Here is a 12,045-nt window from a genome sequence, read left to right on the forward strand (position 1 = left end):
TTGATCATGCACAGCAGCAAAACAGTAATCGTCACGGGCGCTTCCAGTGGTCTGGGCTTTGCTATCGCCAAGGCTTACCTGGAGCGCGGCGACAATGTGGTGGGCAATGCGCGCACCCTGGCGCGTTTGCAGGAGGCGGCAGACAAACTCGGCAATCCACCGAATTTTCTCTTGGTAGCAGGCGACATCTCCCTGCCGGAAACGGCCGAGAAGCTGTTTGCGCAGGCGATTGAAGCCTTCGGCAAGGTCGATGTGCTGGTCAGCAATGCCGGGATTTTCATTGCCAAGCCGGTGACCGATTACACCCCGAGTGACCTCCAGGCCATGGTCGACACCAACCTCAAAGGGTTTGTCTATCCGGCCCAGGCAGCCGCACGGCATATGAGTGGCAATGGCGCGGGGCAGATCATTGCCATCACCGCCTCGATTGCCTTGCAACCGAACCGCAAGGTGCCAGCGCTGTTGCCGGTGCTGATCAAAGGCGGCTTGAACCAAGCGGTACGGGCGCTGGCACTGGAGCTTGCACCGGCACAGGTACAGGTCAACGCCGTGGCCCCGGGGATCATTGATACCCCGCTGCATGGCGACGATCCGCAGGCCCGCGCGGCACTCAAGGCCCTGGCCCCGACCGGGCAGATCGGTACCCCTGAAGATGTGGTCGATGCGGTGCTGTACCTGAGCGACGCTCGTTTCGTCACCGGTACCGTTATCGCCGTGGACGGTGGTTCAGCCACCGGTGTCTGGTAAGCAAGCGGAGCATACAGTCATGCCTTATGTGCATATTCGTGTCACCCAGGAAGGCGTCAGCGCGGCGCAGAAGCGCGCGCTGATCGAAGGCACCACCGCGTTGTTGCATCAGGTGCTGAACAAACCACCGGCCTCGACCTTTGTGGTGATCGAGGAGGTGCCGACCGACAATTGGGGCGTTGGTGGTGAAACGGTGACGGCGCTGCGTCAACGGGGCCAGTAAGTTCGCCGGGTGCCCGGGTTAGGTTACAACGGCAAGGCATACAGCGAGAACTGGCGCCTGATCGCTTTGCTCGTACCGCCCAGGTAGGTGGTATAGCCTTGCTCGATTTCCCCCGAGCGATACATCGCGCTGATCACCGTATCCACCAGCAGGCGGAAGTCTTCGTCGGCGCGGGGGACGACCATCGCTACTGGCGCGTAATCGTAGGTACGTTCGACCAGCATCAGGTCCTGCTGGTCATTACGCGCCAGCTGGTTTTTCAGCAGCATGCGTTCCGAGAAGAAGGCGTCGGCCTTGCCTTGGGCAACGGCTTCAAGCCCGGCGTTGTTGTTGGCGACGGCAATCACCGTGGCGATGACACCCAATGCCTGTAGTTGCCGATGTACCCATTGTTCGGTGACACCGCCGGTGACGACGGCAAACGTCTGGTTGCTCAGGCCGCGGTTGAGCGTTGCCCGCCAGGTGGGGCCGGTGTGCGCCGGTTTGCCGTTGAGCACTTTGAGCAGCGGCTCGGGCGCGTCTTTGCGTACCACGGCGCTGACCCCGGCGGTGTAGATCGGTATGGAAAAACTCACCTGTTGCCGCCGCTGCACGCTGGCCACGGTGGGGGTGCAGAGCAGATCGACCTGCCCGGAACTGACGGCGCTGATCTCATCGGCCAGCGCCACCGGTTGAAAGCGTACCTTCAGATCAGGGCGCGCCAGCGTCAGCTTGACCTGTTCGGCTACCTTCAGGCACAGGTCGATGGCGTAGCCTTTGGCGGTGTCACCGTCCTGCACGCTGAAGGGGGCAAAGTCGGCCAGGTAACCCAGGGTCAGGGTATCGCTGCTGCGCACGCGCTCCAGCGTGTTGGCCGTGGCCAGCGCAGGGAGCAGGGTAATCAGGCACGCCAGGCGCGCAAAGGTGGTGTTCATGTCAGCCCCCGTTCAAGGCAGTTCGGGGCGTTCAGCCGCTGCCTGCTGAATAATGAAACGCTTGGCCACAAAGCCATACAGCAAGTAACCGAACGCCAGCACCAGGGCGCCGTTCAGCACCGCCTCCATGCCGCAGGCGTACAAGGCGTACAACGAGTAGCCCACCGCCACCAGCAGCACCAGGGTGTTGCGGCTGTACACCGCCGGGCTGACCCGGGCTTTGTGCATGATCGCCAGCAGGCCAGTCAACGCCGTGACGTAGGGGATCAGGTTGGTCACCGCCGCCAGGCTGACCAGCTTGCTGAACTGGGCGCTGGCATTGGGCGAAATGGTCGACAGGGCCATGACGGTTTGCAGCACGCCGCAGACCACCATGCCCAGGATCGGCGCATTCAGCGCACTGACCCGGGAGAACAGGCTGGGGAACATGCCTTGGTCGGCCGTCATTTTAGCCGTTTGCGCCAGGGTGAACTGCCAGCCCAGCAGTGAGCCGACACAGGCCATGACCGCCAGTACCATGATGATGTTGCCAATCAACGGCGAAAACATTTTCGCGTACACCAGGGCAAACGGCGCTGAGGCATTGGCCAGCTCCAGGTTGGGGACGATGCCCTGGATCACCGTGGTCGACAGCACGTACACCACTGCCGCGCCGAGGGTGCCAAACAGGCAGGCCAGAGGCACATTGCGTTTGGGGTTCTCCACCGCATCGAATGCTTGCGCCGCTGACTCCATGCCCAGAAATGCCCAGAGGGTCAACGGGATGGTCTTGCCGATGGCTTCCCAGATCGGCAAGTCGTTAGGGTTCCAGGCCTGGATGAACACGTTGCGGTCAAACCAGAACCAGCCGATCACACTCAAGCCCGCTACCGGGATGATCACGCCCCAGACTGATATTGCCCCGATCCTGCCGGTAATCGCCGGGCCGCCGAAGTTGGCGACAATCGTTAACCAGATCAAACCGATGGTGCCGATGCACAACGCGACAGCACTGCTGCCCAGCCACGGCATGAAGGCCGTCATGTAGCCCACCGCCGAGATGGCCACGGCGACATTGGCGATGGCCAGCGACAGAAAGTACAGGTAGGAGCAGAGAAAGAAACCTGACTTGGCGTGGGCTTCTTCGGTATACGCCGAGAGCCCGCCGGAGCGTGAACAGTACACTCCGCACTGGGTAAAGCTGTAGGCGATGGCCATGGAACCGATGGCCGTCACCACCCAGGACAGCAGCGAAACCGCACCTAATTGCGCCATGCTGGTGGGCAGCATGATGATGCCCGAGCCCATCATGTTGACGGCCACCAGGGTAGTGAGCCCGACCAGTGTCATTTTCTTGCCTGAGCCGGCCATAGCCGCCCCCTATGTGATCCATGGCTTATTGGGTATAGGCCATTTCAGGGAACTTGGGTGAAGCGCTGAGTATCTTAGCTGGGTAGGTACTCGATTTCCGGAGGCACCATCATGCGTCGTTTACTGATCGCTACTTCGCTTGTTCTGTGCATGCCCATGGGGGCGGCTCTGGCTGATGTGGATGCCAAAGACGTCGCGACCTCGGCAGGTATATCCGCTTCGTTGTATTCCACCTTCAAGGATGACAAACGCATCATCCCGGCGCGTGACGAGGCGTCTTCGTTCATTGCCAGCGGTGGCGCGATCCGCGGTGTGTACCTGGAGTCGATGCTGCAGCGTGTGCGCCAGGAACACCCGGGCATACAAGCCAGCGATGAAGACATTGCCATGGCAATCCTCACCGGGGACCAGTGGGGCGACGCACGCTGACCGGTGGGAGCGGGCTTGCCCCGCGATTGCGATATGTCAGGAATATCGCAATCGCGGGGCAAGCCCGCTCCCACCAGATGTTGGTTCAAGGGAATTGCACCGTTGTGCTTTCGCGCCACAGCACGTAGCGGTCTTTGCCGCCATGCTTGGCCTGGTACAAGGCTTCGTCGGCCTTGACCAGGGCGTTGGTCAGGTTGTCGTCGTCGAGGATCCGGGTCAGGCCGATGCTGATGGTCACCGGGTATTCGGCGGTGTCTTCCCGCACGCGCTTGCACAGGGCATCTACGCGCTGTTCCGCAGCGAGCTGGTCCATACCCCACAAGTAGATGACAAACTCCTCCCCCCCCAACCGTGCGTACTCGAACTCGGTCATCGAGGCCTTGATGTTGGCCGCTGTGCGCTTGAGCACCACGTCGCCGATGTCGTGGCCGAAGCGGTCGTTGACCTTCTTGAAGTTGTCGATATCGATCATCGCCAGGTAACGGCTCTGCGTGTCGTCTTCCTGCAAATGGGTCTGTGCCTTGGCCATGAACGAGCGGCGGTTGGGGATCTCGGTCAGGACGTCGATGTAAGCCTGGTCCAGCAGGACCTTGGACATGTAGAAGTTGTACAACTTGGCGCGGCGCATTTTCAAATAGGTGTAGATGATCAGGCCGTTGAGGAACACGCCGTAGCACAGGAACATCAGGCCGCGCAGGTCGAATAGGTGCATGCCGGGCACCCGGAAGGGGTGCAGGTTGACCCAGGTGACGATCAGCACGGCGAAAAATGACCAGCGTCGCACCGGTAACACCGAGACGCTATACAACACGCTGGAGGCTCCCAGTACCAGCCAGGCCGGGCGTAAGTTAACCGGCAGGCCGTCGATCACCAGGCGCATGGCCAGGGTGATGACAGTGATGAACACCAGGTTGAGGATGTCGAAGTGCCCGGCCTTGCGGGTGAACGCGAGGATGATGGTCAGGCACACCATGACGGTGATGAAGGCCATGGATATCCAGGTGAAGTCCTGTTGGCCCAGGTAGCTGACAATCAGGTCGAACAGCAACCAGATGCCGATGCTGACGGCAAAGATCAGCAGGCAGAAAGAGTGCAGGTTCTCAAAATCATGCTGGCGGAACTCGCGGCGCAATGCGGGGGGGGCGATGTTTCTTCGCACTTGTTGTTCGATGGTCTTGTACATAGCGGCCTTGCTGATCCAATGAGTACTTGATGCGTCTCAGTTGCCGTCCAAGGTTAGCAGGCCCTTGGCCCACGGCCGGTAACGCAATGAGAATACCGCTGCCGGGTGGCAGTGGGTGGGGCGCTGCACGCTGGCGGCGACGGCGCGGAACGGCTGGCCGGGCGCGCTGGTTTGGCGGAAGGCCTCCTGCACGAGGCCGATGGAGCAGGGCAGTGCGCTGAGGTATTGCTGACGGATCCACGGCGTCAAGCGTTGGGTGCCCGCACCGTCCTGCCACCAGACCTGCGACGGTATGCCGCCCAGTTGTTGCAGCCAACCAGCGTTGGCGGCAGGGCTCATGCGTCCACTGCTGAAGGCGCTGATGTGCAGCGGCGCATCGAGGCGTTGCTGGAAGGCCTGCAGTTGGCTGTACAACGCCTGGCGCCGCAGTGGGTCGCTGAAATGCACGTCGTCCAGTTCCATCGGCAGGTACCATCCGGCGACCGGCAGCTTCCAGTCACGCTGCAGTGTGGCGTGCTGGGTCAGCGAGCGGCCCAATTGGGCTTTCCAGTAGGCGGCAAGGCCGGGGCTGTCCAGGGCATCGATGCGTTGATAGTAGGCGGCGTCCATGTACAGCCCCAGGACCAACTGCAAGCCTTGCTCATGGGCGCTGCGCAGGCTGTTGGCGAGCCAGCCGTCGGCACCGCCGAAGTCGCTGTCGCCATAGGCCGTCCACTGCACAATCAGGGTTTTCCCCCCTTGGGCGCTGGTGGCTTGCCACAACGCCTGCCATTGCGCCTGGCTCAGCGATGCGTCGCGATTCAGCGGTTGGTAGAATACACGCTCGTCGGCGTGCGCCGACAGGCTCAGGGCAAGCAATATCAGGCTGATCCATCTGCGCATCAGAAATTCATCTCCACACCGAGCAGCATGCCGTTGGCGCGCTCATACAGATTGCCGCCCAGCGATTGCTGATATTCGGCGCGCACCTTGAGCGAGCCGCGGTAGGCGTTGTAGCGGTCGTCATCGAACCACCACTGCCAGCGCAGGCCGAGCCCGGTGCGCAGGTCCTGGCGCCAGTCGTTGCTCGGGTCTTGGCTTGAGAACTCCAGAAAGCCGTAGGGCATCAGGGTTTGTGGTGAGCTGCTGGGCAGCTTCCAGACGTGCCCTTGCTGGTAGCGCGACAGCCATTGGTGGTCACCGGCACGGGTCCACCAGGCCGCGTCGAGGTAGAGGAAGCGTTCATTCCACTGGCGCTCATCGATACGCCAGTCGTTGCGCCAGTCACCCTGGTCGAGGAACGAGGCGGTGGCGCGCAGCAGCAAGTCGTTGCTCGACTCGGCGTTGCCGCGCAAATCCCCCCAGTTGTCAGCCACTTTGCTCGGGCTGAGCAACTGGCCCAGGCTCAGGCCGTTGTAGTGGGCGTCGTCAATCTGGCGCTGGTGATAAAGCTCGGCGTACAGGTTCAGGTTGGCCTGGCCCAGCGGCTTGTAGCGCAGGCCGACGCCGGTGCCCATGCTTTGCGCATAGTCGCTGCGGCTCTGGCCGCCGAACAACACGCGCCCATACACCGACAGGGTGCTGCCGTTACGACTGGGTTCTTCGCCGAGGGCGTGGTCCCACATGGCCAACTGCACGTTCTGCGAGGCGGCGCGGCGGTCTTCACGGTTGTCGCGGAAGTTGTCGTTGGTTGAAATACCGGCCGGCGACCAGGTGCTGGCCAAGGTGATGCTGTCACGCCGCGACAGGCTTTCGTGGGCGCGGCGTTGGCGGTACTTGCGCGCCTGCAGGCTGCCGTATTCGTCATCGCCATCGACCAGGTCCTGCTCTACGTCGATCACCCGGCGCAGCTCCTTGCGTGCCGCCGCGCTGTCTTCGACTTCGTCGTAACGCAGCGCCAGGGTTTCACCGAGGCGGTAGTCCTCAGGGAAATCGTGGGTGGCGCGTTGCAGCGGGGGAATCGACTGGCGGCGTACCGCGGGATCGTCAGAACCGGCCAGGCGCATACCGTAGTCGGCCTGGTAGCGAGGGTTGGCGGGCTCCAGGCGTACCGCTTCAGCAAGCCAGAGCAGGCTCAGTTGCGTATCGCCGGCATGTTGCGCGGTCGTCGAGGCGTTGTAGTAGTGATCGGCACGTGGTTGCAGTTGCAGGGCCTGGCGCTGATAGTTCAGCGCCGCCGGGTAATCGCCCTGACGTTCGGCAATGGCGGCACCAAGGGCGAAGTCATCGGCGCTGCGGTGCGCTGCCTTGCTCCAATGCACACTGGCGCGCTGCGGGTCGTTGGCGTTCAGCGCGCTGCGCGCAGCGGTGAGGCGGGCGTTGTCGGTCCACTGGCTGTCGCTGAGACTGTTCCAGATCGGCTGCGCTGCCTGCGAGTCACCGGCCGCTTCCAGGGCATAGGCCAGCGGCAGGCGGCTGCCGCTGTCACCCAGGCGCTCGGCGGCCTGATAGTAGGCCACCGCTTCACCGGGGCGCTCAGGCATTGCGCAGCGGCCCAGGGCGCGCAGTTGACCGACTTCGGTTGGCGTCGCGGGAATAGCCTGGCGTACTGCAGCACATTCGCCTGCCTCGGCCAGGCGCCCCAGCAGCAGGGCACGGTTGGCGGCATCCACGCGCGGTATCAGGCTGCTCATGCGCTGCACCTGCAACGGCGCGTCGGCCTGGCTATAGAGCCCGGCCAGACGCTGCAGCAACGGCATCGGCAAGCGTCCCAGGCGCCGGTCGTAGGCCTGTTCGAGTAACTGCCGGACATGTGCCTGGCGACCGGCTTTGAGTTCAAGAAAAGTCGCTTGCTCAAGGGCGTCGAGGTCGCCGGTCTGACGATACAGCTGCTCCCACAGCTGCGCCGAGCCGCCACTGGCACCGTGCAAACGCTGGTTGAGTACCAGCCAGGTTTTCGGATCGTCTTCGGCACGGCACTGGCGCAGTTGCTGGCGGGCAAGCGCCTGGTCGTGGCGCGACAGCCATTCGGCAGTCTCCAGGCAGGGGCGATTCAGTTCGTTGCTCAGGCGTTGTACCTGTGCACTGTCATTGCCCTGCCGGGCCAGTTCCCACAGCTGTTGACGCTGCGCAGGCTGCTTGAGGTCGTCTTCGGGCAGGGATTGCAGCCAGCGCTGGGCCATTTGCCGGTGATCGAGGGCGATGGCACGGTTGGCCATGGCCAGGCGCGTCTGGCGGGCGATGTCGGCGGACGGCGGATGCTCAAGCAGTTGCTGCAATGGTGCTTCATCCAGACGCTGCACATAGGCATTGGCCAGACGTTGCCAGTCCTGGCTGGCGAGTTGACCGCGTGCAGCCAAAGGTGCCAGGGCTTCGATGGTCTGGCTCCAGTCATGCAACTGCTCGGCCCAGGTGGCGCGGGCCAGGCGCAGGACTTTGTCGTCGCCTTTGGCTGGCAGTTGGTTGAGCCAGTCCAGGGCTGTGCTGGCGCCCGTGTGTTTTGCCAGGCTCAGGCTATAGGCCTGCCACAGGCGAATACGTGCATTCAGCACGCTGTTGGCGATCCAGTTTTCCACTTGGCTGGCCGCGGGTGGATCCTGTTCGATCCAGGCCAGGCGCAGTTCCAGCAAGCTGTCGGCGCTGCTGTTCTGTTCGGCCACTTGCTCGGCCTCGCGGTAGCGCTGCTGGTGAACCAGTGCCTGAACCAGCAGGGCCCGCGCTTCGTCGTTGTTGGGTACCCGCTCCAGCAAGTGGCGGGTCAGGCGTTCGACTTCTTGCCAGTTGTTGTTCTTCGCCTCGCGGTAGCTGCGCTCCATATACGGATAGCTGCGATAACGTTCGAAATCACTGAGTGGGGCAGCCAGGCTTTGGGCGGTATACAGCGATAACAACAGGCAAGCAAAGGTCAGCGGAGGGCGCAGGCTCATGCCACCTCCCGGGTCAGTGCATAGGCCGCTTGCTGTTCCTGGGCCTGCTCGGCGAGGGCCTCTTGCAACACCTCTTCGGTAATGATGCCGCGGGCGACCAGGTGCTCACCCAATGATTGCTGCTCGGGGTTGAAATCGATCAGCGCTTGGTTGAACAGGGTCGGCGGCACCTTGCCGCGCACTTGTAAAAGGGTGCCGAGCATCACCTGGTGACGGCTGACGCGTTCAAGCAGGGCGGCATCATCCTGATGCCGATTGAGCACCGCGAGCATCTGCCGGGTTTCCTCTTTTTGCCAAGGGCTGGGGTAGTTGTAACGGATGCCGAGGGTGACCCGCCCTTGCGGCGCCAGGCGGTAGGTCACCGGGCGTTTGAGCTGACGGCTGATCACCCCCAGTGACACCTGGCTGACCGGCGTTTCGCTGGCCAGGATCAAGGTTTGTTGGTCTTCGGCCACTGGCAGCACGCCATAGTGCACCGCCAGGCTGCGCGGCATCTTCGCGATCAACTGCGGATCGATCTTGAACGGGTTGAGCGGTGCCCAGGGCAGGTCCAGTTGTTCGGCCAGGGCCTCTACCAACTGCTCGCTGTTGAGCCAGCCGCGCAACAGCAGTTCGCGGCCCAGACGCCGACGCAGGGGGTTGGTGATCGCCTCTTGCAACTGCGCTTCGGTGATCAGCCCCTTGTCGATCAGGCGCTGGCCCAGCGGTATGCGCATCGGCGAGGCCAGGGCGGGGAATTCGTGGGTGGTCTTATCCCAGGCCACGCGCCGCGAGTCACCCATTTCCATGACCTGGCGCAGGGCGCGCAGGTTGGCGAAGAAGTTGACGAAGTTGCTCCACATCATCCGCGGCGCAGACAGCAAGCCTTCGACGATGCCGTAATAGCGGGTGACAAAGAAGCCACGCTGGAACAGGCGGTTGACCAGCATCAGGCCGTTGAGCCACAGCAGCGCGGTGAGCAGCGGGCTGTCGGCGAGAATCGATTGAAAGTGCCAGCTGTTGGGCGCAATGACCGTGACCAGCCACATCGCCAGCAGCACCAGGAACAACAGGTTGACCAGAAAGCTCAGCAGGTAGGCGAACAAGCCGCGCCGATCGCGCCAGAGGAAGTAGTTGAGCGCCCCCCGACGGCTCCAGCCGAGGTTGCGGGTGCCCTGAAAGACGATGCCGACGATCCAGCGTGATTTTTGCCGTATCGCGTGTTGCCAGTCCCGCGGGAAGTGCTCGCGCACACAAATCACCTGGGCAAACTCACGGCTCATGCCCAGGCGCCAGTCGCGTTTGAGCGCCAGCTGCGGGTCGGTCATCGAGTAGCGGGCGAAAATGCACTTCATGCCTTTTTGTTTCAGGCGAAAACCGATGTCGTAGTCTTCGGTCAGGCTTTGCACGTCGAAGGCAATGCCGTCGCCGTCGGCCAGCAAGGCGCCGATGGCCCGGCGGCTGAAGCAGGTGCCGACCCCGGCGCTGGGCACCTGGCCGGTCAGCGCTTCGCGCACGATCACATCCTTGCCATGGTTCTCGGCGAACTCGTCGACATAATGGCCCGCGGTGAACCCTCGCCACTGGGGGGCGAAGGGGTAGACCGGGATCTGGATCATGTCCTTGTTCGGCAGCAGGTAGTTGTACAGACGCAGCTCCATCGGCGAGATGACGTCTTCGGCGTCATGCAGAATGAAACCGGCGAATTCAATTTTCGCGTCGCTCTGAAAGCGCAGGATCGCGTCGATGATGTTGTTCAGGCAGTCGGCTTTGCTGGTCGGGCCGGGGCGCGCGCAGACGACCTTATGCACGTTCGGGTAGTGCAGGCAAACGGCGTCGACGTCGGCTTGGGTTTGCGGGTCGTTGGGGTAGGTGCCGACGAAAATCTGGTAGTTCTCGTAGTCGATGGTCGACGCCGCCAGGCGCGCCATTTCGCCGACCACGCCGACTTCGTTCCAGGCCGGCACCATGATTGCCAATGGTTGTTCCGGCGCTTCGAACAAGCGCTTCTCGTCGGCTTTTTCGTACTTGTCGTAAATACGAAAACGCCGGATCAGCTTACGCCCCCAATAAACGACATCGATGAACAGGTCATCCAGGCCCAGCAGAAACATCAGACTGGCCAGGGTGATCGCCAGCAGCTTGAGACCGAACAGCACATAGGTGAGGAAATCGACAAAGGCCAGACTCATGAGGCGCTGCGCTCGCTGGCGTTTTCCTCGAGCCAGCGGCTCAGTCGTTCAGCGATACGTTCGCTGGCATGGCCATCGCCATAGGGGGTGAACACCCGGCTCATCTGTTTATAGACCTGCGGGTCGTCGAGCAGCAGGCTGGTTTCCTTGACGATCCGTTCGGTTTGGGTACCAACCAGTTTGACCGTGCCGCCTTCGAGCACCGAGTGGCGCTCCGTGACCTTGCGTAACACCAGCAGTGGTTTGCCCAAGGCAGGTGCTTCCTCCTGAATCCCGCCGGAGTCGGTGATGATCAGGTAGGCGCGGTTCATCAGCCAGACAAAGTGCTGATAGTCCTGAGGGGCGATCAGCAGAATATTCGATTGGTGCGACAGCACCGCGTACACCGCTTTCTGCACTTGCGGATTGAGGTGTACCGGGTAGACGAACTGTACGTCCGGGTAGCGCAGGGCCAACTCGGCCAGGGCCAGGCAGATGCGTTCAAAACCCTGGCCGAAGTTCTCCCGGCGATGGCCGGTGATCAGCACCAGGCGCTGGTCATCGCGCAGTTGCGCCAAGGGCGAGTCAGGGGCGGGTTTCCAATGGCTGTGGGTCAGGTAGTCGCGCATCCACAGCAGGGCATCGATGACCGTGTTGCCGGTGACTTCGATCTGCTCCAGCACCACACCTTCACGCAACAGGTTGTCCCGGGCGCGGTTGGTGGGCGGGAAGTGCAAATCGGCAATCACCCCGGTCAGGCGCCGGTTGGCTTCTTCGGGCCAGGGTGCCTTGAGGCTGCCACTGCGCAACCCGGCTTCGACGTGAGCAATGGGAATCTGGCGGTTGAAGGCGGCGAGGGCAGCGATAAAACTGGTGGTGGTGTCGCCATGCACCAGGACGATATCGGGCTGGATACGGGCGTAGGTGGCATCCAGTTGCTCAAGCAATTGCTGTGACAGGCCGTTGAGGGTCTGGTTCTGGGTCATCACGTGCAGGTCTTCATCGACGCTCAGGCCGAAGTCCCGCAGCACCTGCTGGAGCATTTCCCGGTGCTGGCCGGTGGAGCAGATGTTCAGCTCGATGTCAGGCCACTGTCGCAGTACCTGGGCCAGCGGCGCCATCTTGATCGCTTCAGGACGTGTGCCAAACACCATCATGACTGTATATGCCATTGTCCCGCTCCTCGCCCCATCCATTAGTTCGA

10 protein-coding genes are annotated in these 12,045 nt (G+C 62.3%); 3 read left to right on the top strand and 7 right to left on the bottom strand.

Annotation, left to right across the window (positions count from 1 at the left end; translation table 11 throughout):
- The first annotated feature begins 6 nt into the window (after nt 1-6).
- Both ACVWSC_RS12320 and ACVWSC_RS12325 read left to right on the top strand, forming a co-directional pair.
- Nucleotides 7-747, top strand: coding sequence for an SDR family NAD(P)-dependent oxidoreductase (locus ACVWSC_RS12320; RefSeq protein WP_442113907.1), 741 nt, complete (start codon nt 7-9; stop codon nt 745-747).
- Between the two features lie 19 nt (nt 748-766).
- Entirely contained in the window at nt 767-970 is a 204-nt protein-coding gene (locus ACVWSC_RS12325; RefSeq protein ID WP_442113908.1) for a tautomerase family protein, read from the top strand.
- Nucleotides 971-993: 23 nt separating this feature from the next.
- On the opposite strand, the gene ACVWSC_RS12330 is transcribed toward ACVWSC_RS12325, so the two are convergent.
- A complete protein-coding gene (locus ACVWSC_RS12330; protein WP_442113909.1) occupies nt 994-1,884 on the bottom strand; it encodes an amino acid ABC transporter substrate-binding protein in 891 nt (296 codons plus the stop codon).
- A 12-nt stretch (nt 1,885-1,896) separates the two neighbouring features.
- A complete protein-coding gene (gene potE, locus ACVWSC_RS12335) occupies nt 1,897-3,234 on the bottom strand; it encodes a putrescine-ornithine antiporter (RefSeq protein ID WP_442113910.1) in 1,338 nt (445 codons plus the stop codon).
- Nucleotides 3,235-3,345: 111 nt separating this feature from the next.
- Here potE and ACVWSC_RS12340 point away from each other — a divergent pair, with 111 nt between their 5' ends.
- The gene (locus ACVWSC_RS12340; RefSeq protein ID WP_442113911.1) at nt 3,346-3,663 is read left to right on the top strand and encodes a DUF2388 domain-containing protein; all 318 of its coding nucleotides are present in this window, start codon (nt 3,346-3,348) and stop codon (nt 3,661-3,663) included.
- Between the two features lie 85 nt (nt 3,664-3,748).
- On the opposite strand, the gene ACVWSC_RS12345 is transcribed toward ACVWSC_RS12340, so the two are convergent.
- The 5 genes from ACVWSC_RS12345 to wecB are packed head-to-tail and all read right to left on the bottom strand — an operon-like array spanning nt 3,749 to nt 12,013.
- Nucleotides 3,749-4,846 (bottom strand): GGDEF domain-containing protein, encoded by a 1,098-nt coding sequence (locus ACVWSC_RS12345; RefSeq protein ID WP_442113912.1) that lies wholly within the window; start codon nt 4,844-4,846, stop codon nt 3,749-3,751.
- Nucleotides 4,847-4,882: 36 nt separating this feature from the next.
- Entirely contained in the window at nt 4,883-5,728 is an 846-nt protein-coding gene (locus ACVWSC_RS12350; RefSeq protein ID WP_442113913.1) for a DUF4434 family protein, read from the bottom strand.
- Complete coding sequence (locus ACVWSC_RS12355) at nt 5,728-8,691, bottom strand: NfrA family protein (protein ID WP_442113914.1); 2,964 nt, start codon at nt 8,689-8,691, stop codon at nt 5,728-5,730. Before ACVWSC_RS12355 ends, ACVWSC_RS12350 begins: the two co-directional genes overlap by 1 nt.
- A complete protein-coding gene (nfrB, locus tag ACVWSC_RS12360; RefSeq protein WP_442113915.1) occupies nt 8,688-10,862 on the bottom strand; it encodes a cyclic di-3',5'-guanylate-activated glycosyltransferase NfrB in 2,175 nt (724 codons plus the stop codon). Before nfrB ends, ACVWSC_RS12355 begins: the two co-directional genes overlap by 4 nt.
- Nucleotides 10,859-12,013 (bottom strand): non-hydrolyzing UDP-N-acetylglucosamine 2-epimerase, encoded by a 1,155-nt coding sequence (wecB, locus tag ACVWSC_RS12365; protein ID WP_442113916.1) that lies wholly within the window; start codon nt 12,011-12,013, stop codon nt 10,859-10,861. Before wecB ends, nfrB begins: the two co-directional genes overlap by 4 nt.
- Nucleotides 12,014-12,045 lie beyond the last annotated feature (32 nt).

The organism is Pseudomonas sp. NUPR-002, from assembly GCF_056322725.1.

Excerpts from the sequence above, each read along its gene's own strand:
- ACVWSC_RS12355 (WP_442113914.1), bottom strand. The coding sequence starts at position 8,691 with ATGAGCCTGCGCCCTCCGCTGACCTTTGCTTGCCTGTTGTTATCGCTG.
- wecB (WP_442113916.1), bottom strand. The coding sequence starts at position 12,013 with ATGGCATATACAGTCATGATGGTGTTTGGCACACGTCCTGAAGCGATC.
- ACVWSC_RS12320 (WP_442113907.1), top strand. The coding sequence starts at position 7 with ATGCACAGCAGCAAAACAGTAATCGTCACGGGCGCTTCCAGTGGTCTG.
- ACVWSC_RS12345 (WP_442113912.1), bottom strand. The coding sequence starts at position 4,846 with ATGTACAAGACCATCGAACAACAAGTGCGAAGAAACATCGCCCCCCCC.
- ACVWSC_RS12340 (WP_442113911.1), top strand. The coding sequence starts at position 3,346 with ATGCGTCGTTTACTGATCGCTACTTCGCTTGTTCTGTGCATGCCCATG.
- potE (WP_442113910.1), bottom strand. The coding sequence starts at position 3,234 with ATGGCCGGCTCAGGCAAGAAAATGACACTGGTCGGGCTCACTACCCTG.
- ACVWSC_RS12325 (WP_442113908.1), top strand. The coding sequence starts at position 767 with ATGCCTTATGTGCATATTCGTGTCACCCAGGAAGGCGTCAGCGCGGCG.
- ACVWSC_RS12330 (WP_442113909.1), bottom strand. The coding sequence starts at position 1,884 with ATGAACACCACCTTTGCGCGCCTGGCGTGCCTGATTACCCTGCTCCCT.
- nfrB (WP_442113915.1), bottom strand. The coding sequence starts at position 10,862 with ATGAGTCTGGCCTTTGTCGATTTCCTCACCTATGTGCTGTTCGGTCTC.
- ACVWSC_RS12350 (WP_442113913.1), bottom strand. The coding sequence starts at position 5,728 with ATGCGCAGATGGATCAGCCTGATATTGCTTGCCCTGAGCCTGTCGGCG.